Genomic DNA, 25,015 nt, shown 5'->3' with positions numbered 1-25,015 from the left:
GTAGGTTTTCAAAAAGGATTAGGAAGCAGTTATGTCTTTAACGGAACAACAGCAAGCTCAACTAGATAAAATTCAGTTAGATGCGAGTTGGAAAGGTGTCTTGAGCGATTTTTTGCTCAGCCCAAGAATGGATGACTTAAGGCAGTTTCTGATTGCTGAAAAACAAGCAGATAAAGTGATCTATCCCCCAAGTTCACTGATTTTTAATGCGTTAAATAAAACCCCATTAAGCCATGTGAAAGTCGTTATTTTGGGGCAAGATCCTTATCATGGCCTCAACCAAGCACATGGATTAAGTTTTTCTGTACAAAAGGGGCTTGCATTACCGCCATCTTTACGTAATATTTTCCATGAGTTAAATGCTGATCTGGGTATTCCAATTCCGAAACACGGTGATTTAACCCGTTGGGCTGAGCAAGGTGTGTTATTGCTGAATGCAGTTTTAACTGTTGAAGCAGGTCAGCCCACTTCGCATCAAAAACAGGGTTGGGAAGATTTTACCGATCATATTATTGATGTATTAAATGAGCAGTGTGAGCATATTGTTTTTATCCTATGGGGCGCCTATGCGCAACGTAAAGGTCAACGGATTGATCCGAATAAACACCTGATTTTAAAAGCTGCGCATCCTTCGCCATTGGCAGCAAACCGTGGTGGTTTTTTTGGCTGTAAAGTATTTTCAAAAGCAAATAATTATCTGAAACAAAATGGCATTGAGCCGATAAATTGGCAGCTGGACGCATGACACAATCTCCTGAATTAAAAAATTATCATCCTGATCTTATCGTAGAGGAAGCAAAAAACGGCTGGCGCATTGTTCGCCTGAACCGTCCGAAATCTCTGCATGCTCTGGATGAATCCATCGTTACCGCACTTTTAGAAGTGTTCCAAGATTTTCAGCATGATGATGCTGTTAAAGCCATTTGGTTGGATTCAACTACACCAAAAGCATTCTGTGCAGGTGGTGATGTTCGTAAACTTCGTCAATTGGTCATTAATAATGAAGTAGAAACTGCAAATAAATTCTTTGAACAAGAATATGCTTTAGATTTACTGTTACATAACTATGCTAAGCCTGTGCTGATTTGGGGTGAAGGTTATGTAATGGGTGGTGGTCTGGGGCTATTCATGGCTGCACCATTCCGTTTAGTCACGCCTTATTCACGTTTGGCGATGCCTGAAATCAATATCGGTTTATATCCGGATGTAGGCGCGACACGTTTCTTGGCGGATCGCGGTGCTATAGGCTTATTTACGGGCTTAACCGGTTCGATCATGACTGCAGCCGGTGCCTATGGTATTGGCTGGGCGACGCATATTTGTGATGCACAGCGTGATAATGTGTTGGAAAAAGTCATCAATATTGATTGGGGACATTACCCAGCCGGTGATTTTCGTGCCATTGATGACACCCTGAATGGCATGCACCGTCCAGTGGGTCCAGGACCGCTACAAAACTCGTTAGATGTAATTCACAGTGTTTGTCGTGGTGTGAACTTTGAGCATGACTATGAATCGATTATTGGTTTAACTGATGCGCGTAGTGACTGGTTACGTCAGGCGAGTGAAAACTTGCAAAAAGGTTCCCCTACAACCGCTGCTTTAACCTGGTTATTGTGGCAATGGGGTAAGCAGATACATTCCTGGAATGAGATTTTTGAACTGGAAATTCAAATTTCAGACTGGAAAATCCGCCATCATGACTTTGTTGAAGGTGTGCGAGCGCGTCTGGTCGACAAAGACCTCTCTCCTGAGTGGAAAAAAGGGGTAGATATGAGCTTAAAAGGGATTCTCTATGAGAATCCTCCAGTCACCACCATTGAAAGCTGGAATAATCTGTTGAAACACTATGGTGTGATCGGTTAAGAATGACTGATGCAACACAATTGACGGATGAATACTGGATGCAGTTTGCTTATGAGCAAGCTGCCATTGCAGCATCGAAACAAGAAATTCCTGTCGGTGCGATTATTGTCAGTCAAAATCAAATTATTGGCGCAGGGTATAATGCGCCAATTTCTTTGAATGATCCGACTGCACATGCAGAAGTCCAAGCATTGCGTCAAGCCTGTGCAAATCTTAATAATTACCGACTTCCGGAAGATTCAGTTCTTTATGTGACTTTAGAGCCTTGCACCATGTGTGTCGGAGCTTTGATTCATGCACGAATCTCCAAAGTGGTGTTTGGTGCAACCGAGCCCAAAGCAGGTTCCTTGATCAGCGCGAGAAAGTTATTTGAAACAGGGTATTATAATCATCAGTTTGATGTTGAGGCTGGCTGTTTGAATGAACAATGTTCTAAACAACTCAGTGATTTTTTTAAGATGCGTCGTGAACAAAAACGACTGCAGAGATTACAAGAAAAATCCTTAAATGATCAGAATCATAATTCAAACCATGTAAAATAGAATGACAATAAGTATTGTCAATTAAAATTTAGGATAAATCATGAATTCCATTCAGGTAAAAAAAGAATTTAACGCACCCCTCGAGCAGGTTTTTGATTTGTTATCAAAACACTCAACTTATAATGTTGCCTTCGCACCGATTCAGGTAGAACGAATTAAAGACTCTGCAGATCCTGAACGTCCAGATGGGGTGGGTTCAGTGCGCCGTATGGGATTTGGTCCAGTCAAGCCGCTGCAAGAACAAATTACCTTGCTGGAGCTTAATGAACGTATCGAATACCAAATTATTAAAAATCCTTTGGTGAAACATCATTTAGGGGTTATTGAGTTTGAAGCAAAAGATGCTGACACAACTTTAGTGACTTACACCATTGAATTGCAGGCACGGGCACCATTTGTAAGTAAATTAATTCTTGCACAGCTTAAATCTGCGATTAAACTAGGTTTTTCAAAATTAGCTAAAACTGTATAGCGTAAAGTGGAAAATTAATGACAGTTCAAATTATTACTATCGATGGTCCAAGTGGTTCTGGAAAGGGTACGCTTGCGGCTAAACTGGCAGCGCACTATCAATTTCATTTACTGGATTCTGGGGCTTTATATCGCTTGCTGGGGCTGTCATTACATCAACAAGACTTGCTGGATTGCCTGGATTCAGAACTTGATCAGTGCATTAAAATTGCAACAAATTTAGACATAAAATTTGTTACAACTGAAGCCGGAACTCAGGTTCAACTCGACGGTGAAGATGTAACTCAAACCATTCGTACTGAACGTGTGGGTGAATTTGCTTCAAAAGTTGCTGCAATTCCTGAACTTAGAACTGCACTATTAGAGCGTCAACGTGCTTTTGCGCAGGAACCGGGTTTGGTTGCAGATGGTCGTGATATGGCCACTTCTATTTTTCCTCAGGCTCAAGCCAAGATTTATCTGACTGCTTCGGCTGAATCCCGAGCGGCGCGACGTGTAAAGCAGTTGCAGGGTATGGGGCTAGATGTTAAAATAAACGACATTTTAGCTAATATACAAGCTCGAGACAAACGAGACATGGAGCGTACAGTCGCTCCACTCAAGCCGGCAGCAGATGCATATATCATTGATAGTTCAGACTTGGGCATCGATGAAGTATTCAAGTTGATGACCAACTTTGTCGAAAAGCAATTAGCCAATTAACGAATTTTCAGCCAAAGCATAGCTAGATCAGTTTATTACGGACTATGTGGAAGCTTTATTAAACCGGCCTTGTCTGATCCAAGACCGCTGAACTTTATCAGGTATATCATGACCGAATCTTTTGCAGCCCTCTTTGAAGAAAGCGAATTAAACCTCAACGTTGAAAAGGGTGCTGTCATCCAAGGCGTTGTCGTAAGCATCGACTCTGACTGGGTAACAGTTGACACTGGCCTTAAATCAGAAGGTATTGTTGACCGCGCTGAATTCTTAAACGACCAACGTGAACTTGAAGTTCAAGTTGGTGATACTGTTGATGTTGTTGTTGAAGCTCTTGACAACGGTATGGGTCAAACAGTTCTTTCACGCGAAAAAGCAAAACGTGCTGAAACTTGGACTAAACTTGAAAAAATCTTTGAAGACGGCGAAATCGTTACTGGTGTTATCTCTGGTAAGGTTAAAGGCGGTTTCACTGTTGACATCGGTCCAGTTCGTGCGTTCCTTCCAGGTTCTTTAGTTGATACTCGTCCTATTCGTGATACTACTCACTTAGAAGGCAAAGAGTTAGAATTCAAAGTAATCAAACTTGACGCTAAACGTAACAACGTTGTTGTTTCACGTCGTGCTGTTATGGAAGCTGAATCTTCAGCTGACCGTGAAGCTCTTCTTGCTCAGCTTGAAGAAGGTCAAACAGTTACTGGTACTATCAAAAATCTTACTGACTACGGCGCATTCGTTGACCTTGGCGGTATCGATGGTCTTCTTCACATCACTGACATGGCTTGGAAACGCATCAAGCATCCTTCAGAAGTTGTTGAAGTTGGTCAAGAAGTTACTGTTAAAGTACTTAAATTTGACCGTGAACGTAACCGCGTATCTTTAGGCCTTAAACAATTAGGCGAAGATCCATGGTTAGCGATCATGAACCGTTACCCTAAAGGTTCAATCGTTAAAGCTCGCGTAACTAACCTTACTGATTACGGTTGTTTCGCTGAAATCGCTGAAGGCGTTGAAGGTTTAGTACACGTTTCAGAAATGGATCACACTAACAAAAACATCCACCCATCTAAAGTTGTTCAGATTGGTGATGAAGTTGATGTTATGGTTCTTGAAGTTGATGAAGAACGTCGTCGTATTTCTCTTGGTATCAAACAAACTCGTGCTAACCCATGGGAAGAGTTTGCTAAAGACCACGATAAAGGCGAAAAAGTTTCTGGTACGATCAAATCTATCACTGACTTCGGTATCTTCATCGGTTTACCAGGCGGTATCGATGGTCTAGTTCACTTGTCTGATATTTCTTGGAACGAACAAGGCGAAGAAGCTATCCGTCGTTACAAGAAAGGTGACACTGTTGAAGCTGTTATCTTGTCTGTAGATGCTGAAGGCAACCGTATCAGCCTTGGTATCAAACAAATGAACAATGATCCGTTCAATGATTTCTTGGCGACTAACGAACGCGGTGCTTTGGTTAAAGGTACTGTGACTGCTGTTGATGCTAAAGGCGCAACTATTAAGTTAGCTGACGAAGTTGAAGCATCTCTTAAAGCTTCTGAAATCAACCGCGATCGCGTTGAAGATGCAACTAAGTTCCTTGAAGTTGGTCAAGAAGTTGAAGCTAAAATCATCAACGTAGACCGCAAATCACGCTCTATCAACTTGTCTATCAAAGCGAAAGACGAAGCTGAAGAGAAAGAAGCAGTTGCTAACTTGAAAACAGCAACAACTACTTCAGAAAATGGTCCTAAGACTATTGGTGATTTGATCAAAGCTCAAATGGGCAACTAAGTAGGCGTTAAAATGTATTGTTAATGTAAATTAACTAATACTTTTTACACAAATACTGTAAACGGTAGCGTAGTATTAACTTATTGCGCTACCGTTTTGTATTTAAACACGTTATTATCGGATCATCTACAAAGTAGCTTGATAATTAAAGAGGTCGCAGATGACTACGGAAGCACTTAATAAGTCTGACTTAATAGAGCGAATTTCCCTTAAAAATCCACACTTAGCAGAGCCTTTAGTTGAAGAAGCTGTTAAAATTATGATTGATCAAATGATAGCCGCTTTATCATCTGATAATCGTATTGAAATTCGTGGTTTTGGCAGTTTTGCTTTGCATCACCGTGATCCACGTGTGGGGCGTAATCCTAAAACAGGAAAGTCTGTTGAAGTGGCTGCAAAAGCAGTTCCACACTTTAAACCTGGTAAGGCGTTACGTGATGCAGTAAACGAATCTGCACAGTAATAAAGAATTCCAAAAGGGGTATTTATGCGTTACGTACTGGTCGCTTTGCTCATTGTGCTGTTTGGCTATTCACTGGCTTTAGTTTTACAAAATGGTACTGAGTTAAGCGTAGATCTGCTATTTACTCAAGTTCCTGCTATGCGTTTAGGCTTATTGTTATTGCTCACTTTAGCTTTGGGTGTGGTATTGGGTTTATTGCTAGGTGTGCAAATTTTCCGGGTATTTCAAAATAACTGGGAAATTAAACGACTGCGTAAAGACATTGAATATCTCCGGAAAGAGCAAATTCAAACTGCCCAATTGGCTGCTGCTGAAGCTGCAGCTCATACTAGGCATGAAAAAACTGTATTAGATATTACCAACGAAAATAAAAGCCCATTATAATGGGCTTTCTTTTTGTCTGACTGAAGGTAAATTCTCTTGAGTATCATTGTTGCACTGGATGCTAAAAGCCAATATGACGCGTTAACCATTGCAGAGCAATTAGATCCTGCATTATGTCGAGTAAAAGTTGGTAAAGAGTTATTTACCCATGAAGGTCCAAGTGTAGTTAAAGCATTACATGACAAAGGCTTTGAGGTTTTCTTGGATTTGAAATTCCATGATATTCCAAATACAACGGCTCAAGCAGTATGTGCTGCGGCTGATCTTGGTGTATGGATGGTGAATGTGCACGCATCAGGTGGCCGTAAGATGATGGAAACCTGTGTGGAGCGCTTAAAAGCGGGGAATTACAACACTCAACTGATTGCTGTGACCGTGCTGACTTCAATGGGTCGTGAGGACTTAAAAGATATCGGTTTAGATATTGAACCATTTGAACAAGTAAAACGCCTTGCTAAGCTGACTCAAGATAGTGGTCTGGATGGTGTGGTCTGTTCTGCTCAAGAAGCTAAAATGCTCCGTGAAACATTAGGTCAGGATTTTGCTTTAGTTACTCCAGGTATTCGCCCGGCGGGTTCTAATGCAGATGATCAAAAACGTATTGTGACACCAAAGCAAGCGATGCTTGATGGTTCAACGCATTTGGTGATTGGTCGTCCGATTACTCAATCAGAAAACCCAAGTCAAACCTTGCGTGATATTTTAGCGACAATTTAATCTGAATTTGATGTATTTAAAAGCCGACATTAAGTCGGCTTTTTTGTTTTAATACTTTTAAATCAACCCCAGCCGTCCTTTGAAAAAGGAGGGGGAGAATCCCTGCATGAAAATGAAGAATCTAGTCAGATTATTTATAAAGCTGCCAATACACTAACTGCAATCGGGGCAAGCACAGAAAGAATAAAACCACTGACCATGGCATGCGGAATAAACGCATTGCCACAGGCTTGTTTAACCATAGGTAAGGTGACATCCATGGCGGTTGCTGCGGCAGATGAAATGGCTGAGCGTGGATAACGCCAACCAATGCTATACATCAAAAGAATCGCAATAATTTCTCTAAATAAATCATTCATCAGTGCAATGCTGCCAAGCTCGGCATTTTTTAGTTCAGTCACCACAATGCCTGTCATGGAATAAAAACCATAACCTTGTGACAGCATAATAAGGTCTTTGAGGCTAACATCTTTCACAATTGCTGCGCTAAAAAAGGCACCCGCTAATGAACCGACAATACAGCCGATTGGTACCAGCATGATTTTCCAGTTCAGCCATGAGTGGTCGAGTGGGGAATACGCTAAATCTAAACCAATCAAGAACATGAAGATGAGCAGTAGATTCCATGTGCTCACCTGTAGGCTATAATCAAAATGATTAAACATTTCAGCAAGTCCATATCCTGATACGAGTGCAATAAAAGCATAATTAATGTTAAGCAGCGATTTAACCAATAATTCTGCGGATACTTTACCTTGTGTGGGTTGGTAGCCAATACTTTTAAAGAGGATATAGCAGCAGATAAAAGCACCCAGTGATGTTGCAATCGAGAGTGTTAGTGCATTGGATAAAATTTGCAGCGGACTGTTTATGCTGTGTAGTGTTTGAGAAAATTCAATCGCGATGGCAATTAGCAGTATGTAAGAAAAATAGGGTAAAACTTTAAAGGCTAAACTTTCTAACCAGCGAGGAAGTTTATGTGCAAGTACGAACCCAAGGAATAAACAGAGAAGAAGCTGGATGATTAACCAGAGCGATTGCATACAAAAAGTCGGCAGGTGAAAAGACACCTGCTTATTATGACCATTAAGTATTTAGGCTGCACGACTTCCCGGTGTTTTATTTAGCAAGCGGTCATCTGCGGGATTAAGTATTTTGGTTTTTAACCAATATTTCCATGTATAGGTAGGCCAAAGTGCAAAGTTCTTGCCTCCATCTTGCTGATACCTGCTTATACATCCAGATTGCCAAACAGTTCCCTTAAGAAGGCTTTGCACCTCTGCATTGTATTGATCTTGGACTTGGTCTTTCACCACAATTGCATGGCTATGGGGGTGTTTAACCAGCTGAATCAGTTGTAAGATGTAATTGATCTGTGACTCAATCATGAAGATAACCGAGTTGTGCGCCAAAACGGTATTGGGTTCTAATCATTGGAATAAATTTGGAAAATGTTTGGTACAAATTCCATAAAAACTTTCTGCATCCTCATGCCAAGCCTCTCGTAAATCAAGACCATTTTCTCCGGTACATTTAAATGATACAAAAAAATTGATAGATTCGGCAATTTGCAAGAGTGAAATTTTATAGTAAAAAATGGTCATATTCTTTTAATTAGAAAATGTTATGAAACGATCAATTCTTGGCTTGATGTATTTAATTCAAGGCATGCGTAAAGCTGGGATTGCAGTTGATCAAAAACTTAAAAGTATTGGGCTGCGTGCTGAGGCATTGGATCCAAGTTCAACTATTCATCCCAGTCTGGAATGGGATATTTTAAAAGTTATTGGGCAAGATGTTTCGCCTGAAAAAGGATTATTTATTGGGCAACATTATGCGCTTGCTGGCTATGGCCCTTTGCTCATGTTGTTGGTCAGCAGTGAAAATGTGCGTACAGCTTGGGAACAAGGCATCCAGTATCAGTCTTTAACTCATCTAACTGGTGCTTTAAGCCTGAAATATACCGAGTGCAAAGTTGCTTTGTGCTACGAGCCACAAGATTTAAACAGTGATCTCGGGTTGTTGCGCGCTCAATGTGAAATTTCAGGAACCTATAAGTTTATTCAAGATATTTATAAAATGATGGGATTGCGCATGCCTCAAATTCGGATTGAATTGCCCTTTGTGCAACCAGAAAACCAAGAGTTTTTAATGACCTATCATGATTACTATGGTTTAGAGTTACAGTTTGGTTCAAAGTGTGCAGAATTTTGGTTTGATAATGCAGTACTGAATGTTCAGATTCCTTCTGCAGATAAAATGAGTTTTAAGATCTATGAAAGTAAATGTATTGCTGAATTAGAACGCTTAAGAATAGATGAACAAGTGCCATCTTTGGTGCAACGCGTGCAAGATTATTTGGAATTACAGCAAGGGGTAATGCCAACGATGGCGGAAACGGCACAAGCTTTGCAAATTCCAGAGCGAACCTTGCGCCATCAATTGCAGCAACTCCAAAGCAGTTATAAACAGATACGTGAAAAACTGATTAAAGATAAAGCATTAAGGCTAATAGAATATAAAGAGTATTCTATTGAAATGATTGCAGAGTTACTGGGCTATTCAGAGCCGGCGGCTTTTAATCATGCCTTTAAACGATGGTTTGGATACAGTCCACGCCAGTACTTTAAATAGCCTAAGTTTATTAATGCCAAAGTGTTATATATTCCATCCCAAACTTCGCTATACTTTCAATAGCCTAAAATAGTATTCAATGATATGTCAGACTTAAATTCTAAGCACAGTACCGCCTTTATTCCTTTGTCACCTGCAGAACGTTATGCGCAAGCGATCTCTTCTGGTCAGTTCATGCCGGATGATGCACAGGCGCAAGCTGTCCATGAATTGGATCGTGTTTGGCAAGAACTGCTGCAGCGTTTTAAGGCGTCGAAAAAAGCCTTTCGTCGTTTCCGTCGTCAAACATCTCCTAAAGGCGTGTATATGTGGGGCGGTGTAGGGCGTGGAAAAACCTGGCTGATGGATCAATTTTTTGATTCGATTCCTTTTCGCCGCAAAATGCGTATGCATTTCCATCATTTTATGCAGCATGTGCATCGTGAATTGAACAAATTATCGGGACAGCGTAATCCACTTGAATTGGTTGCTGACCAAATTTATCAACAAGCGGTGGTCATCTGTTTTGATGAATTCTTTGTATCGAATGTTACCGATGCGATGATTTTAAGCGAACTGTTCCAAAAATTATTTGAACGTGGAATCACACTGGTTGCCACATCGAATATTGCCCCAGATGGTCTGTATAAAAATGGGATTCACCGTGACCGTTTTATCCCAACGATTGAGATGGTGAAAAAGAACTGTGCTGTGCTTAATGTGGATGCAGGTGTGGATTATCGTCTGCGTGTGCTCAAACAAGCGCAATTGTTTAAATCACCATTGACTCATGATCATAGAAACTGGATCGCCCAGCGTTTTACTGCTTTGACCCAAACTCAAAAAATTTCCCAAGAGCCGATTATTATCAATAACCGTATTGTGGAAACAGTTGGGCATACTGAAGATGTTTTATGGTGTGAATTTTCAGATTTGTGCTTTAAGCCGCGTAGTCCAGCAGATTTTATTGAGATCGCCAATATTTACAATACCGTGCTGGTGAGTAATGTTCCGCATTTAACCGACTATTTGTCGGAAGGCGCACGTCGTTTTATTTATCTGGTCGATGAATTTTATGATCGTGGGGTAAAATTGTTGTTGACCTCTGAAGATTCAATTATTGATATCTATCAAGGTGAAAAACTAGCCTTTGAAATTGAACGCACGCGTTCACGTTTACTGGAAATGCAGTCCGATGAGTATCTGAATGCAGAGCATAAACAAATCCAGAAAACAGCATCCCAAGCGAATTAAAATCAAGCGCCAGAAATGGCGCTTTTTTATTGCGAGAAAATGTGTATTTAGTCGACATTTAAGGCTGGTTATTGTTTAATCTTTGCTCTATAACTATACCAATGTCGGGTTTAAGTACCGTTTTAGCTATAAATCTGCACTTAAGTCTAATTTCGACATTTCAAAAACTTTATAAACTGTAAAAAGGTATTCAAGTTGATGATGACATCGCATTGGTGAGCAGTATTTTATTTAATAATGTGCATATTTATTTTATAAAAAATGATCACTATTTAGCATTGTGATAGTACTATTCAGCTAGATTTAAATCGGTATACTAGAATCTCTTGTTATAAAAAGTAGCAATATCAGGAAAGACAATGACTGCACGTATTCAAAAAGGCAAGTTAGCGATTGCTAAAGAACTTTACGATTTCATCGAAAATGAAGCATTACCGGGTTCTGGTTTAGACAGCGAAACATACTGGAAAAACTTCGAGCAAGTCGTTGTTGATCTTAGTCCTAAGAATAAGGCGCTTTTAGCTAAGCGTGATGATCTTCAGGCTAAAATTGATGAATGGCACCGCAACAACAAATTTGAATTAGAAGCTTACAAAGCTTTCCTTACAGAAATTGGCTACTTATTACCAGAAGTAGAAGATTTCAAAATCAGCACAGAAAATGTCGACGAAGAAATCGCACTTTTGGCTGGTCCACAACTTGTAGTACCTGTACGTAATGCACGTTATTGCTTGAACGCGGCAAATGCGCGTTGGGGTTCTTTATACGATGCACTTTACGGTTTTGATGTGATCCCTGAAGAAGGTGGCGCTGAAAAAGGTAAGGGCTATAACCCAGTCCGTGGCGAAAAAGTCATTGCATTCGCGAAAAATTTCTTAAATGAAACTTTCCCGTTGGTGAATGGTTCGCATGCAGATGCAACAAAATACACAGTAGAGCACAATGCACTGGTTGTGACTTTAAAAGATGGTTCTACCACCACTTTAGTGCATCAAGCACAATTCGTCGGTTATAACGGCGAAGCTGCTGCACCGACTGAAATCGTATTTAAAAATAACGGATTGCATGTAATTGTTGAAATTGATGCAAGCAGCACGATTGGTCAAGCAGATGCAGCTGGTGTTAAAGATTTAGTACTTGAAGCTGCTGTAACGACTATCCAGGATTTGGAAGATTCGATTGCTGCAGTTGATGCAGAAGAAAAAGTAGAAGGCTACCGTAACTGGCTAGGCTTAATGCGCGGTACTTTGGAAGAATCAATCGAGAAAAATGGTAAAACTGTTACTCGTACATTGAATAAAGATCGCACACATAAAAACCTGATTGGTGGCGTGACATCTATTCACGGTCGTTCACTCATGTTACTTCGTAATGTTGGACACTTGATGACCAATCCAGCCATCCTTGTAGATGGTGCGGAAATTTATGAAGGCATCATGGATGCTTTGGTTACACCATTGTTGACTTTCGCAGACATCAAGGGTGAAAATGAAATCAAGAACTCGCGTAAAGGTTCTATGTATATCGTTAAACCAAAAATGCATGGTCCTGAAGAAGTTGCTTTTGCCGTTGAACTGTTTGAACGTGCTGAGCAAGCATTAGGTTTACCGGCTAAAACACTTAAAATCGGTATCATGGATGAAGAGCGTCGTACATCTGTCAACTTGAAAAACTGTATCGCTCAAGCGAAAGATCGTACCATCTTTATTAACACGGGCTTCATGGACCGTACCGGTGATGAAATCCATACCTTCATGGAAGCTGGTCCTTTCGTTCGTAAAGGTGAAGTGAAATCTCAAATCTGGTTCCCTGCTTATGAGAACCGTAACGTGATGATCGGTCTTCAGGCTGGTTTACGTGGTAAGGCGCAAATCGGTAAAGGCATGTGGCCAAAACCAGATATGTTGCTCGACATGTACAAAACCAAAACTGAACATCCAGAAGCGGGTGCAAGTTGTGCATGGGTTCCTTCACCTACAGGTGCAGTCATCCACGCGATTCACTACCATCAAATTAATGTAGCAAACCGTCAACAGGAGTTGTTGGCTACTGAAGCATTGTCACTTGATGATTTGTTGACTCCGCCATTGGCTAAAGACACCAACTGGTCTGAAGAAGAAAAAACCAAAGAACTTGAAAATAACTGTCAGGGTATCCTAGGTTATGTGGTTCGTTGGGTAGATTTGGGTGTAGGTTGTTCTAAAGTTCTTGATATCAACAACGTTGGTTTGATGGAAGACCGTGCAACTTTACGTATTTCTTCTCAACACGTTGCGAACTGGTTACGTCACGGTATCGTAACGCGTGCGCAAGTTGAAGAAGTGATGCAGCGTATGGCGAAAATTGTGGATGAGCAAAATGCTAATGATCCACTTTATACACCAATGTCTACTGACTTTGAAAACAACATTGCTTTCCAGGCAGCTTCTGACTTGATCTTTAAGGGTGGTGAACAACCATCGGGTTATACAGAGCCTCTATTGCATGCAGCACGTTTGAAATTAAAAGGTTATACAGGTGATTAATCCTGTGAACTGAATAAAAAAGCCTCCTTGTGAGGCTTTTTTATATATATGATCGGCACATAATAATGGAGTATAAATCATGTATTTTTGGCGCACCGATCAACTGATTGATGATTTTAAAAAAATAGTGTCACCCAAGTTGATTTTAAAAATTATTATCTCGTCAGCGGTATTTTGATTTTATTGAGTTTTTTTGCTTTAAGTCAGACTGGGGTTGAAGAACTTAAAATCAGTTTGGCTGGATTTGTCATTAATTTAGGTTTATTGGTCAGTTGGATCAATGCTGCTGTTAAAGCCAATGGCGGTGAAAAAGGTCATGCATTCTTAAATCATTTCATTGCACTGTATTTACCGATTACCATCAAAATTACTATTTTTGCCATTGTGGTAATGATCTGTTTTGAACTGATTTTTAACGTTTTTAAAGGTCAGTTTGATGAAGTTCCACTTGCACATATGGATGCGATTAAAAGTGCTGTGGTGGACATAGCAATTTCATTTTTAATTTACTGGCGTATATATGTTGCCATCAAAAAAGTGAACAGTTGATTTTGATCAGCGAATCATAAAATCCCGCTTCGGGATATCGCTCCCAGTTCTTCTTGATTACATTGGCAGATCAAGCTAATGCTTCATTTAGTGAAGTGATAAGAAAAACTCCAGTTTAGAATGTTTTTAATGGGTCATGGATTCTAGAAGTTTCGATTTATACATTGGCTGACGATTCCTAACGACCTAACATAGTCACATTAATACAGTTAAGGATATAATCGAATAAGTTTAATTTAATACCTATGCTATGTGCGCAAACTTCAAACCATTGACTCTCAAACAATTGCAGGATTTAAAGCTACCGGATATTCCTTTTGAGTATCCGGAAGAAGTCTATCCGGGTTATGACTTGCCTTTATTGTTTAAATCACAACAAGGTCTTGAGTGGCGTAAAGTGATGTTTGGTCTCGTGCCGAAATGGGCAGAAGATAAAACAATTGCATCTAAAACTTATAACGCCCGCAGTGAGACCTTGATTCAGAAACCTACTTTTAATAATGCTGTGATGAAATATAAATTTGGTGTCATTCCAGTGGCTGAGTTCTATGAGTCCAAATATTCTGATCATAAGCCACAACGTTGGGGTGTGCGTCGGAAAGATGGTCAAGCTATTTTTATTGCAGCACTTTATGAAATCTGTAAGATCGGGGATGAAGTGGTTCGTTCAGCCACCATGATTACGATCGATGCAATAGATCATCCAATGATGAAGGAATTTCATGAGCCTGGAAATGTTAAACGTTCGGTGATTGTTATTCCTCACGAGCGTTTAAATGAATGGCTAAGTTGGAAATCTCCAGATATTCGATCATTTGTAGAAGGGTTTCCTGAAGATGAATTTGAGTGTTCACATGTACCTAAAGAAAAAATCAAAAAAATAACGCCTCAACTGAATTTTTTCGATTAAGCCTAGCTTAACGTGCTAAATTTTTAAAAATATGCTTGAGGCTTTCCATCATTTTGTCTATTTGTAATGGGGTCAAGCCATCAAAAGATTGTTCCAGAACCACATTGGTGAGGTCATTAATCTTCTGGGCCATTTGTTGCCCTTTCTCTGTTAATAACACACGGGTAATTCGGGCATCATCTTCACATGAGTAAGTATCAACTAATCCTTCATCTTTTAGACGATAGACAATTTTGGTGGTTGTCGACATTTTAGAAATAATCATTTCAGATAAGTCTGAGACACTTGCGTGCGATTTCGCTTTCAATGCAAGTAAAATACGGCGACGAGAATTATCTAAACCATATTTTTTCAACGCATGATCTACGTTTTGTACATGTTGAGCGTGTACTTGGGTAACCCAATAAAATGGAAAGTTATCTAAACTAAAATCGTCAACGCAAGGTAAAAATTTACTATATTTTTTTGTCATGGATTTTCTCCTGTTTTTTAATTGTTGTAATTGTATTTTATTATTGTAACGATTTTGTGAAAAATTGAATAAAACTTATTGAATAACATGTCTTGTAGCCAAAGCAAAAAAGTAACTCTTGATAAAATTTTTTAAATTAAACTTAAATTAGTGCGCTAGATTTTTGAAAATATGTTTAAGGCTTTCCATCATCTTTTCAATTTGTAAGGGGGTTAAACCTTCAAAAGATTGTTCCAGAACCACATTGGTAAGGTCATTAATTTTCTGGGTCATTTGTTGTCCTTTTTCCGTTAAGACGACACGGGTAATTCGGGCATCATCTTCACATGAGTAAGTATCAACTAATCCTTCATCTTTTAAACGATAAACAATTTTAGTGGTTGTTGACATCTTGGATACCACCATTTCGGAAAGATCAGACACACTTGCATTCGGTTTTGATTTTAAAGCGAGTAAAATCCGGCGACGAGAATTATCTAAACCATATTTTTTTAATACGTGATCGACATTCTGAACGTATTGAGCATGGACTTGGGTAACCCAATAATATGGAAAATTTTCTAAGCTAAAACTTTCCGGAGAAGGTAAAAATTTACTATATTTTTTAGTCATGGTAGGCAACCACCTAATTCATTGTTGTAATTGTAATTTTTCATCGAAAGCATTCTAATCTAAAGCTATTTTGTTTCGCAATACATATTAAATTATTTTTATTGCTTATTAATATATATTAAGTTTTTTATAATGCAATAAGGGAACTTATCTTTATAAGCTTCCTTATACGAATCAAAATTAAGCGTGATCGTTTAGAAGGGACAGGGTGTAACTGTCTTTATCTTGATGAAATCCCACAATACTCTGGGCAAACTTCAACACTTCTTCTTGGACTTCAGAATATTGATAAGGCTCTGAAGCTAACATTGCCGTAGGAGTACCGTATTGTAAAATGACAGGTATAAGCATTTCAAACTTTTGGTTATTATGCGTGACCATGACCTTAACTTGATGCTGATCAAATGATGAATCTAGATTTAGATATGCACCTTCATAGCTAGTATTAGCAATCGTTTTCGACGTTTTATTGAAGGTTAATGCTTTTTCATTTGTCATAGTAAATAATCCCTGTAAATTTTTTTGATTGGATTAGAGATTTACGCATCTAAGTTAGCTATCAATTATTGAGTTAAAAATCTTGGCTGTATTTTATTCTAGTGAAAAAAACAGCTTTGGGAACTGATCTTTTTAACAAAAAATTTCTGATATTTGAATCGCATGCCTAATAAATTGTTGTATTTGTCAAGTAAATATTGTAATAAAATTCATAAAAACAATAACTTATATTGTAATATTTTGGGTTTTTTTAATTTTTAGTTGTTGTAACTGTTAGATCCATTCTATTTCCAAAGCAAAAAATCAGACGAATAGATGAAATAAGTCACAAAAATTAGTATGTATTTTATACAGATTGGCATTTTTATGATTAGAAATGAAAAAATCTAATTACAAATTTTATAGTTTGTGCATAATTAATTTATCTATTGTTGAACAGGTCACCTCTATGGATCCGTCGCCGTGCAGGTCTACATTTAATTTTAACCAAATTCATAAGATCGGAGATTTAAACTAATGGAGTTTTTATTAGATCCGGGAATTTGGATTGGTTTACTTACCCTTATTGTTTTAGAAATTGTCTTAGGTATTGATAACCTGGTTTTTATTGCTATTTTGGCAGAAAAACTCCCTCCAGAACAGCGTGATAAAGCGCGTGTAGTGGGGCTTTCCCTCGCTTTGTTTATGCGCTTGGGCTTATTGTTTGCTATCTCTTGGTTAGTCACTTTGACCAAACCGCTTATTACGGTCTTTGATTGGACCTTCTCAGGTCGAGATCTGATTCTTTTATTTGGCGGTTTATTCTTGGTCTATAAAGCTGTGACCGAACTGCATGAAAAGATTGAAGGCAAACCTGAAGTTAACGTGACTACCAATATTGTGTATGCGAGTTTTACTGCAGTTGTTGCACAAATTGTGGTGTTAGATGCCGTATTCTCTTTAGATTCGGTGATTACTGCAGTTGGTATGGTCGACAACATCTATGTGATGATGACGGCAATGATTGTTGCTATGGCGGTAATGTTACTGGCCTCCAAATCATTAACTGCTTTTGTAAACCGACATCCGACCGTTGTGATTTTGTGTCTAAGCTTCTTATTGTTAATTGGTATTAGCTTGATTGCAGAAGGTTTCGGTTTCCATATTCCGAAAGGTTATATCTATTCAGGTATTGGTGTTGCGATTGCAATTGAAGCATTTAACCAATTTGGTCAGCGCAATATAGCCAAACATGAATCTAAAATTCCACTGCGTCATCGTACAGCGGATTCCATCTTGAAATTGATGGGTGGCAAAATGGAGACGGTGGCGAATAGCGCGCAACACTTCGAAGCTCAAGAAGCATTTGCTGATGAAGAACGTTATATGATTGGTGGGGTATTAACCCTGGCAGAAAGATCTGTTGCCTCGATCATGACACCGCGTAGCCAGATTTCTTGGGTGGATATTGAAGATAGTCCTGAACAGATTCGTGAACAGGTGTTATCTGTGCCGCATAGCTTGTTTCCGGTGTGTCGTGGAAGTCTGGATAAAGTGATCAGTGTTGTTCGTGCTAAAGAATTGCTCGATGTCATTGATGATGACGAACAACTCAAAGCTTTAATCAAACGCCATCGTCCGATCTATATTTTCGCGAAAATGAAAGTGATTGATGCCATTAATACCTTGCGCACATCGAAAGGTTCGTTGGTTCTGGTGAGTGATGAATTTGGTAATGTACAAGGTTTAATTTCTCCACTTGATGTGTTTGAAGCCATTGCCGGAGAGTTTCCTGATGCGGATGAACAGCTCGATTTAGTGAAAATTGATGATCACACCTGGAAAGCATCGGGCATGCTGGATGTGTACCAGCTTGAATTAGAGTTGGGCATGATGGATCTGGTCGAAGAAGATGCGGGTTATATCAGTGTTGCAGGTCTGATTTTAGAAAAGACGCACGGAGAAGTAACTGTAGGTACTCATCTGGAATTTCACGGCGTTCATTTTGAGGTGACGGAACTGGATGATAATCGAATTAAATCGGTTTTAATTATGCATCGCTAAAAGGGAATTACGGACACTAGAAAAAGATAATGAATATCTCTAATTAGTTTCCTTTTCAATCGCTTTAAAAACCCAATAGACAGGTGCTATTGGGTTTTTGTCATTTTGATTTATCTTTAAATGATTAGAAAATAGATGAATTTTGACCTGGTGCTTTAAGATGGAGAGAGTAAACAAGTTAATCCGTCCTAAAATAGCTATTTCTAGGGATGTTGAATGTGAATAAAGTGATGAATAATAAAAATATAAAATAAGGCTTAAAGAGATCTAATGCGTATCACAGAAAGGATTGTAGATTTTACAAAACTTGCATCTGAACAAAAACATCGTTTTTTTGAAATGATATGTGAATTTGATCAGCAAATTTTTCCAAATTCTACTGCAAATGAAATTTATGATTTTGTATATGATCAGGAAGCTGTTTCAGTTCTGGTGGTTCATTATTATCATAAAGATACACTGGTTGGACAAAACATTATTCCTGTGCTTAAGCTTTCTCTAGAGGGTCATCCTGTCTTTGTGGTGAGCTCCCGGGCGAGTATTTTACCAGCTTATCGTAAAGGCAACAGAACACTTAAAACTGCAATCCGGGTTGCGATTAATCACCGAATTCGGAATCCCACTATTCCCTTATGGTTTGTACCTACAGTCATACAGCCTAAAATTTATACCTATTTTGCATCTCATTCACAAAATTTTTTCCCACGTACAGGTAAAGAAACTCCTCAAGAGTATTTAAAAGTTCTGGAGATGATTCAGCAGCGTAAGCAGGATATATGCAAGCGCCGAGACGATATTTTTGTCTATCCTTATGTAATGCCGCAAACTACATCCGAACACATTCAACGTTTAAGAACTAAGGCAACGCCACATATAAATTTTTTTATGCAGCATGTGCCTGACTATTTTGATGGCATGGGTTTGCTGTGTATCTGTAAATTGGATTTAAAAACGATTTTTGAAACCATATTGAATTTATTTTTAGACCGCAAAGTGTATTAAATTTTATTCTCTAAAGACTGGCTGAATTATCTATTTAAAATTTATCAGTTTGCATAAATAAAGCATAGGCAAAAAATACTCATTACGCTTAAAAATATCAAAATGCTTTGACTTTCTATAGCTTAGATGCATATCGCTATAGTTAGTTTTGATAGTTTTTAAATAATCTCGACATTTTCCTTATAGTTCAATAAAAGCAAATCCAAGCATTTGGATGAGTACATTGAAGTGATTTAAATAAGGAAACGGGATGTTGAATCAGTCTTTCGATACGGATGTTGTGGTGATTGGGACCGGCCCAGCGGGAGCAACCACTGCTTTGGCCTTGGCCACTTATGGGGTTTCAGTCCGTTTTTATACCCAGTTTAATGGCCTGGCAAATTCTCCACGTGCGCACATTACCAATCAGCGTGCAGTTGAAGTATTGCGTGAATTTGATTTAGAAGAAGAAGCTAAGAGTAGGGCTACCCCATGGCAACACATGGGGGAAAGCATGATCACCACCAGTTTGATTGGCGAGGAGATTGCCCGTATCCAAGCGTGGGGAACTGGCGATTTACGTCATGGTGATTACATAAAGGGAAGCCCTTCACCTTTATTCGATTTGGTGCAACCAGAAATGGAAGCACTACTGGTTAAACATGCGGTTGCGCGTGGTGCAAATCTATTTTACAACACCGAATATTTAGATCATGAACAAGATGAGACTGGCGTTACGGTCTGGTTTTTAGATCGCTTGGAAAATCGCAAATATTCGGTTCGTGCCAAGTATCTGGTGGGGATGGATGGGGCACGCTCTAAAATTGTTGAAAAAATCGGTCTTCCGATTGAAGGTCATATGGCGCGTGCAGGTACGACCTATGTCCGTTTCAAAGCTGACTTGACTAAGTATGTGCAACATCGTCCAAGCATTTTGCATTGGATTGTTAATCCCGCTGCGGGGTTTGGCGAAATTGGTATGGGCTTGCTGCGCGCCATTTCTCCATGGAATGACTGGATTGCAGGTTGGGGCTTCGATATTGCACAAGGTGAGCCGCAATATACCCAAGAACAAATCATCCAACGTATTCATACTTTTATTGGTACGGACGATGTCGATATTGAAGTTCAAAATGTATCAGCATGGTATGTGAATCAGGCGTTTGCCAAGCATTATTCAGTCGGTCGGGTTTTCTGTGGCGGAGATGCCGTACATCGTCATCCACCATCCAGTGGTTTGGGTTCAAATACCTGTATTCAAGATGCGTTTAACTTGGCATGGAAACTGGCTTTCGTCATTAAAGATTGGGCGAAAGCAGATTTATTAACCTCTTATAGTGATGAGCGTGTGCCGGTTGGACAGCAAATTGTGGCACGTGCCAACCAGTCTCGCATGGACTACAAGCACCTGAAAGATGTTTTCGGTTTTGATCAAGGTATTGAAACCACCCAACAATTGTTGGATCGATTGAATGCACCAACAGCAGACGCGGCTGAATTGCGTACTCAGCTGAATCATGCTTTGGAAATTAAAAACTTTGAGTTCAATGCGCAAGGGGTGGAGCTGAATCAGCGTTATCAATCCGTTGCCGTGGTTTTGGAGGATGAAAATGAAGAGCAATGGCAAGCTGATCCGCAACTATATTTGCAGGCGACGTCACGTCCCGGGGCGAAAATTCCACATTGCTGGTTAATTGATGCGAAAAATGGTCAGAAGGTTTCCACTCTGGATATCGTCGGAAATGGAAAACTTACTTTAGTGACTGGTTTATCCGGTACAGCCTGGAAAAAGGCAGCTGAACAATTAGATTTAGCTTATCTAGATGTTGTGACCATTGGGCAAGAAGTTAAAGATGTTTACGGCATCTGGCAAAAAAACTGTGAAATTGCTGAAGCAGGGATGTTACTGGTTCGTCCGGATGGCTATGTAGCATGGCGCCATCAAGAAGCATTGTATGACGATGCCGAAGCCTTGCAGAAACTCAGTCATGTACTGCAACAAATGCAGTATCAAATCGCTTAATTCAGATTTTTAAAAGTTATTCTGAAACTTGTTGTTGAACAGATTGCTGAATGATTTTTGCGGTAAATTGCAAAACTGGATTTTCAGCATCTGTTCGATAACTGGCATACAGCGGTAAAGTCGGCAAGTCTTGTTTCAGTTCAATCGCCTGTACATTGGGATTCAGCAATTGCCGTGCATATTCAGGAATAAAGCTCCAGCCCAAACCCATATTGATGAGATTTATATGTTGCAGGGCATTGGTGACTTGGTATTTATATTGTAGTTTTAAATTTTCTTTTTCAGTGAACTGTTGAATTCGTTGATAGAACACTGGTGAAAAGAGCTGGTCACAGACAATAAAGTCATCATTTTGAATTTGTCTTAAGTCCTGAATCTTACGTTTGGAAATATAATTTTGATGGGCAACACATAATAATTTTTCTTCAAATAGCATGGTGCTGGTATAAACCGGATCATCCATACACACGCGACTAAAAATCAAATCCAGTTCGGAGTTTTTCAACGCTTGGATCTGTTCGCTACAGGATAAACTTCTAATTTTAAGCTCAACTTGTGGAAACTGAGCACGAACCCGTTGAATCACTTGGGGAATAATGGTCATTTCCGCAACGTGCAATACGCCAATAAACAGCTGTTGCTGACCCTGATTGGCGATTTGACGTGCATGAGCGACAGCCAGTTCGGCGTATTTAATCGATTCCAAGGCATATTTTAGAAAACCTTGACCTTCTGCAGTCAAGGCTATTTTTCGTGCACTGCGATCGATAAGTTGTACGCCTACTTCTTCTTCAAGATCTTTAATTTGCTGGCTGAGAGAAGGTTGCACGGTACAGAGTTTTTGCGCAGCACGGGTAAAGTTGAGTTCTTCCGCCAGCGCCACAAAGTAACGTAAATGTCTAAGTTCCATTGAGTATGTCCTGCTGCAAAACGGTTTTACGCTACTGTTTAAAACTAAAATAAAGATCTATGCAGAATCATCTACATCCATAAAAGAATGCTTTAGATTTCAAGGATTTTTATATCGGCATATTGTCGGATTAAATCTGGATTTAAACTGTGGATGTAATCCATGAATGCAACATTGAACTGACCAATCGTTTGCGCTCTTTCAAAAGCCAGTTTCCCTGCAATGGCAAAATGCGTATGTGCAGCAATGGTGGCAATAGTCGCTGTGCTTACCGCACAGTAAGCCGCGATTAAAGCACCGAGTGCACAGCCTGTTGCGGTGACTTTGGGCTGTAAATAAGAGCCACCATTGACCTGAATCACAGCATCAAGTTCTTTGCTTAAAATAAAATCAGATTCACCTGAAATCGCGATGCATTCAGCGTGTGCTAACAGGACTTTGGCCTGGCTATACACATCGGCACTATCCAAAGTGCTATCGACACCTTTGGAGAGCACCTGATTGCCTGCAAGGGTGCTAATTTCTGAAGCATTACCACGAATGACGGTGGGATTATATTGCAGTAACTCATCCACCATATCCGAGCGCCATTTTAAAACGGGACCATAACCGACTGGATCGAGTACCCAGGGCGTATCAGTTCGTTGTGCCGTTTGTGCAGAAATTTGCATCGCCTGCATCTGTTCATTGGTGGGCGTACCCAGATTAATGCTCAGTGCAGCAGAAATGCTGGTAAAACTTTCGGCTTCGAATGGATTGTCAATCATGGCAGGAGAAGCACCGGCAGCCAGCAAAACATTGGCTGCATAATTGGCTGCAACACTATTGGTAATACATTGCACCAAAGGCTGCTCCGTTTGCAGCTGTATCCATGCTTCAACAATATGTTCGATCAATGTTGAAGTTTGATCCATTAGATTATTCCTTAAGTTATACATAGGATTGGAGAGATTAGACATATGGCTCACCGTCTATTGGGTGAAATTCTATTGGGTAAAATAGTGGTCTTGATGCTTACAGGTGCGACAACATAAGGTCACATAATTTTCAGCATCGTAATCCACAGTAAGCTCATTCGAACCGCAATACATACAGCGTTTTTGTGAATAGAAGCTTAAGCGCGGTTCAATCTTTTTCCAGATCCGCCAAATCGGCTGGAAAAAAATACTTTCATCATAGCCCAGAAAGCGGAAAAACAGGATTTCGCTCATCTTGCTAAAAGGAATATTGTGAGGACGCGGCAGGGTAGATGTTTCCCATTTTTCGGTCACGGCACGGTCACGATATTGCTGCAAGGTTTTCTTTAGCAAGTTGGTGTTAATAAAGTTTTCATTGCGTGCTTGCAGGGCTTTTTGCTGATGCAAATATTCCAGCGCAGTTTGCACCAGATAATAGATTTGTCCCACCGCCAATGAATCCATCAGGCGATAACAAAAGGTCTGAAAACTGTTATTTCCGGCAATTTGAATGCCCCATGTGCGACAATAAAACTGGGCAAACTGAATAATTTCCTGATACAGCGCTAAATAAAGCACATTTTTAACTTCATCGGCATTTTTAAAGGGCACGCCCATGGTTAAATTTTCATAAAACCAGTTTCGAAGTTGCTGGGTAATGCTAAACAGACTCGGTTCAGAATAACCGTCTAAACGTACATTGACATAGTAATGATGTGCCTCAGTGGCAAAATCTTTGGCAATCAGGATTTGTTCTTTAACCAGTTGCTTGACCAAATAATTCTGGAACAAATAATCCGGGGTAATGGAATGGTATTTAATGCTTTCCCAATCAATATATTCATGATGCGTGGTATGTTCCTGAACCTGATTGTCCAAAATACTGAGTAAAAACAATTTATTCAGAAAGCTGATCTGGTCTAGTTGATATTCGACATTATCTTTATTTTTCGATTTGATTTTGCGCTGCTCTTGAAGACGCGTTTCGGTGAGCATTTTTTTCCGATTGACTAAACATTTGTCACAATGACAATTGGTGCGCCCATCCTGAAAGACTCGATGTTGGCAGTGACTACATTCATGAAAATTAAGTGCTTGATCGTACTGTTCTGCTTCAATCCAGAACATGGATGCCTGACACAAAGGGCATGATGTACTTTCATCTAACTGTTTTTGCAGAATCTGAAGGAGCATGGAAAGAGTCAATCACAAGTCTGGTTAATCATTCAAACGATTATACACATCTCTTTTATTGTAACGTGATTGAATAGCGCTGAATGAACAATAAATGCAAGCAGGAAAATATATGCAGATTTACTTTAGAAAAATAGCCTAAGTATTTATTGTTGATTGATGTGGAGATGGAAAGGCAAATCTTCCACCTCCACAAAATGAGGGGCTGTCTGAGAGGTAAATTCTTTAATTAATACGAAGCAGGGCAAGGTAATGATTCATCCTCCTCGCCTAATTGCTTTGCATTGATTAAAGCCTGAACCTTTTTAGAGGGAATTTTTTTGCTGCCTAATGAATCGTAATTGTTCAAAATTGCGCAAATATCGGGCGATTGCATTGGAATACCTTCACAGCTCATAAACATGGCAATCACTTTATGGTCGATTCCGGCAGCGTCGAGAGTTTGCATGGTCTTGATATTTTCCACACGGACAATATGGTCTTTTAAATACATGGGACACCTCTTCTAATTTTGATCTGATTTTATAGTGCGCTTTACACAAATA

At 39.6% G+C, this 25,015-nt stretch carries 25 protein-coding genes and 1 pseudogene; 17 read left to right on the top strand and 9 right to left on the bottom strand.

Annotation, left to right across the window (positions count from 1 at the left end):
- The first annotated feature begins 31 nt into the window (after positions 1 to 31).
- The 9 genes from ung (at position 32) to pyrF (ending at position 6,930) form a co-directional block, all read left to right on the top strand.
- Positions 32 to 745: a uracil-DNA glycosylase gene (gene ung, locus HLH18_RS05445; protein WP_171546059.1), complete on the top strand. Its 714-nt coding sequence runs from the start codon at positions 32 to 34 to the stop codon at positions 743 to 745.
- Complete coding sequence (locus HLH18_RS05440; protein WP_171546058.1) at positions 742 to 1,866, top strand: enoyl-CoA hydratase/isomerase family protein; 1,125 nt, start codon at positions 742 to 744, stop codon at positions 1,864 to 1,866. The genes ung and HLH18_RS05440 overlap by 4 nt, the downstream gene beginning before the upstream one ends.
- A gap of 2 nt (positions 1,867 to 1,868) precedes the next feature.
- Positions 1,869 to 2,408, top strand: a complete 540-nt coding sequence (gene tadA, locus HLH18_RS05435) for a tRNA adenosine(34) deaminase TadA (protein ID WP_171546057.1) — start codon at positions 1,869 to 1,871, stop codon at positions 2,406 to 2,408.
- Between the two features lie 40 nt (positions 2,409 to 2,448).
- Positions 2,449 to 2,880, top strand: a complete 432-nt coding sequence (locus HLH18_RS05430) for an SRPBCC family protein (RefSeq protein ID WP_171546056.1) — start codon at positions 2,449 to 2,451, stop codon at positions 2,878 to 2,880.
- Positions 2,881 to 2,897: 17 nt separating this feature from the next.
- On the top strand, positions 2,898 to 3,581 hold the full coding sequence (gene cmk, locus HLH18_RS05425) for a (d)CMP kinase (protein ID WP_171546055.1): 684 nt from the start codon (positions 2,898 to 2,900) through the stop codon (positions 3,579 to 3,581).
- A gap of 108 nt (positions 3,582 to 3,689) precedes the next feature.
- Positions 3,690 to 5,366 (top strand): 30S ribosomal protein S1, encoded by a 1,677-nt coding sequence (rpsA, locus tag HLH18_RS05420; RefSeq protein WP_131287985.1) that lies wholly within the window; start codon positions 3,690 to 3,692, stop codon positions 5,364 to 5,366.
- 160 nt (positions 5,367 to 5,526) lie between these two features.
- Positions 5,527 to 5,829: an integration host factor subunit beta gene (locus tag HLH18_RS05415; protein ID WP_067726064.1), complete on the top strand. Its 303-nt coding sequence runs from the start codon at positions 5,527 to 5,529 to the stop codon at positions 5,827 to 5,829.
- A gap of 24 nt (positions 5,830 to 5,853) precedes the next feature.
- On the top strand, positions 5,854 to 6,213 hold the full coding sequence (locus HLH18_RS05410; RefSeq protein ID WP_067726066.1) for a lipopolysaccharide assembly protein LapA domain-containing protein: 360 nt from the start codon (positions 5,854 to 5,856) through the stop codon (positions 6,211 to 6,213).
- A 36-nt stretch (positions 6,214 to 6,249) separates the two neighbouring features.
- Complete coding sequence (gene pyrF / locus HLH18_RS05405) at positions 6,250 to 6,930, top strand: orotidine-5'-phosphate decarboxylase (RefSeq protein ID WP_131319361.1); 681 nt, start codon at positions 6,250 to 6,252, stop codon at positions 6,928 to 6,930.
- Between the two features lie 134 nt (positions 6,931 to 7,064).
- On the opposite strand, the gene HLH18_RS05400 is transcribed toward pyrF, so the two are convergent.
- Entirely contained in the window at positions 7,065 to 7,973 is a 909-nt protein-coding gene (locus HLH18_RS05400) for a LysO family transporter (RefSeq protein WP_171546054.1), read from the bottom strand.
- 51 nt (positions 7,974 to 8,024) lie between these two features.
- A pseudogene (locus tag HLH18_RS05395) lies at positions 8,025 to 8,480 on the bottom strand (flavin-containing monooxygenase); the annotation flags it as partial.
- Positions 8,481 to 8,556: 76 nt separating this feature from the next.
- On the opposite strand from HLH18_RS05395, the gene HLH18_RS05390 reads away from it, so the two are divergent.
- From HLH18_RS05390 to HLH18_RS05370, 5 genes are all read left to right on the top strand, one after another.
- Positions 8,557 to 9,564 carry an AraC family transcriptional regulator gene (locus tag HLH18_RS05390; RefSeq protein WP_171546053.1) on the top strand — a complete coding sequence of 336 codons (1,008 nt, stop codon included), beginning with the start codon at positions 8,557 to 8,559 and terminating at the stop codon, positions 9,562 to 9,564.
- Between the two features lie 84 nt (positions 9,565 to 9,648).
- Complete coding sequence (gene zapE / locus HLH18_RS05385) at positions 9,649 to 10,797, top strand: cell division protein ZapE (RefSeq protein ID WP_171546052.1); 1,149 nt, start codon at positions 9,649 to 9,651, stop codon at positions 10,795 to 10,797.
- A 359-nt stretch (positions 10,798 to 11,156) separates the two neighbouring features.
- Entirely contained in the window at positions 11,157 to 13,322 is a 2,166-nt protein-coding gene (locus HLH18_RS05380) for a malate synthase G (RefSeq protein ID WP_171546051.1), read from the top strand.
- Between the two features lie 183 nt (positions 13,323 to 13,505).
- On the top strand, positions 13,506 to 13,871 hold the full coding sequence (locus HLH18_RS05375) for a hypothetical protein (protein WP_250852376.1): 366 nt from the start codon (positions 13,506 to 13,508) through the stop codon (positions 13,869 to 13,871).
- Positions 13,872 to 14,121: 250 nt separating this feature from the next.
- The gene (locus tag HLH18_RS05370) at positions 14,122 to 14,781 is read left to right on the top strand and encodes an SOS response-associated peptidase (RefSeq protein WP_171546050.1); all 660 of its coding nucleotides are present in this window, start codon (positions 14,122 to 14,124) and stop codon (positions 14,779 to 14,781) included.
- A 7-nt stretch (positions 14,782 to 14,788) separates the two neighbouring features.
- Here HLH18_RS05370 and HLH18_RS05365 read toward each other — a convergent pair whose 3' ends face one another.
- The 3 genes from HLH18_RS05365 to HLH18_RS05355 all read right to left on the bottom strand — a co-directional run bounded on the left by HLH18_RS05365 (position 14,789) and on the right by HLH18_RS05355 (position 16,363).
- A complete protein-coding gene (locus tag HLH18_RS05365) occupies positions 14,789 to 15,253 on the bottom strand; it encodes a MarR family winged helix-turn-helix transcriptional regulator (protein WP_171546049.1) in 465 nt (154 codons plus the stop codon).
- A gap of 147 nt (positions 15,254 to 15,400) precedes the next feature.
- The gene (locus tag HLH18_RS05360; RefSeq protein WP_131287953.1) at positions 15,401 to 15,865 is read right to left on the bottom strand and encodes a MarR family winged helix-turn-helix transcriptional regulator; all 465 of its coding nucleotides are present in this window, start codon (positions 15,863 to 15,865) and stop codon (positions 15,401 to 15,403) included.
- 180 nt (positions 15,866 to 16,045) lie between these two features.
- Positions 16,046 to 16,363, bottom strand: a complete 318-nt coding sequence (locus HLH18_RS05355; RefSeq protein ID WP_171546048.1) for a hypothetical protein — start codon at positions 16,361 to 16,363, stop codon at positions 16,046 to 16,048.
- A gap of 516 nt (positions 16,364 to 16,879) precedes the next feature.
- Between HLH18_RS05355 and HLH18_RS05350 the strand changes: the two genes are divergently transcribed.
- The 3 genes from HLH18_RS05350 to HLH18_RS05340 all read left to right on the top strand — a co-directional run bounded on the left by HLH18_RS05350 (position 16,880) and on the right by HLH18_RS05340 (position 21,410).
- The gene (locus tag HLH18_RS05350) at positions 16,880 to 18,406 is read left to right on the top strand and encodes a TerC family protein (RefSeq protein ID WP_171546047.1); all 1,527 of its coding nucleotides are present in this window, start codon (positions 16,880 to 16,882) and stop codon (positions 18,404 to 18,406) included.
- A gap of 270 nt (positions 18,407 to 18,676) precedes the next feature.
- Positions 18,677 to 19,408, top strand: a complete 732-nt coding sequence (locus tag HLH18_RS05345) for a hypothetical protein (protein ID WP_171546046.1) — start codon at positions 18,677 to 18,679, stop codon at positions 19,406 to 19,408.
- Positions 19,409 to 19,661: 253 nt separating this feature from the next.
- Positions 19,662 to 21,410: an FAD-dependent monooxygenase gene (locus HLH18_RS05340; RefSeq protein WP_171546122.1), complete on the top strand. Its 1,749-nt coding sequence runs from the start codon at positions 19,662 to 19,664 to the stop codon at positions 21,408 to 21,410.
- Positions 21,411 to 21,426: 16 nt separating this feature from the next.
- Here HLH18_RS05340 and HLH18_RS05335 read toward each other — a convergent pair whose 3' ends face one another.
- The 4 genes from HLH18_RS05335 to HLH18_RS05320 all read right to left on the bottom strand — a co-directional run bounded on the left by HLH18_RS05335 (position 21,427) and on the right by HLH18_RS05320 (position 24,963).
- Complete coding sequence (locus tag HLH18_RS05335) at positions 21,427 to 22,320, bottom strand: LysR substrate-binding domain-containing protein (protein WP_171546045.1); 894 nt, start codon at positions 22,318 to 22,320, stop codon at positions 21,427 to 21,429.
- A gap of 92 nt (positions 22,321 to 22,412) precedes the next feature.
- Positions 22,413 to 23,234 (bottom strand): hydroxyethylthiazole kinase, encoded by an 822-nt coding sequence (thiM, locus tag HLH18_RS05330; RefSeq protein WP_171546044.1) that lies wholly within the window; start codon positions 23,232 to 23,234, stop codon positions 22,413 to 22,415.
- 72 nt (positions 23,235 to 23,306) lie between these two features.
- Positions 23,307 to 24,470 (bottom strand): hypothetical protein, encoded by a 1,164-nt coding sequence (locus tag HLH18_RS05325; protein ID WP_171546043.1) that lies wholly within the window; start codon positions 24,468 to 24,470, stop codon positions 23,307 to 23,309.
- Positions 24,471 to 24,699: 229 nt separating this feature from the next.
- Positions 24,700 to 24,963 carry a hypothetical protein gene (locus HLH18_RS05320; protein ID WP_067726101.1) on the bottom strand — a complete coding sequence of 88 codons (264 nt, stop codon included), beginning with the start codon at positions 24,961 to 24,963 and terminating at the stop codon, positions 24,700 to 24,702.
- Positions 24,964 to 25,015 lie beyond the last annotated feature (52 nt).

This window comes from Acinetobacter sp. ANC 5414, from assembly GCF_013004295.1.
Lineage (GTDB): Bacteria > Pseudomonadota > Gammaproteobacteria > Pseudomonadales > Moraxellaceae > Acinetobacter.
This window is presented reverse-complemented; position numbering and strand designations above follow the sequence as displayed.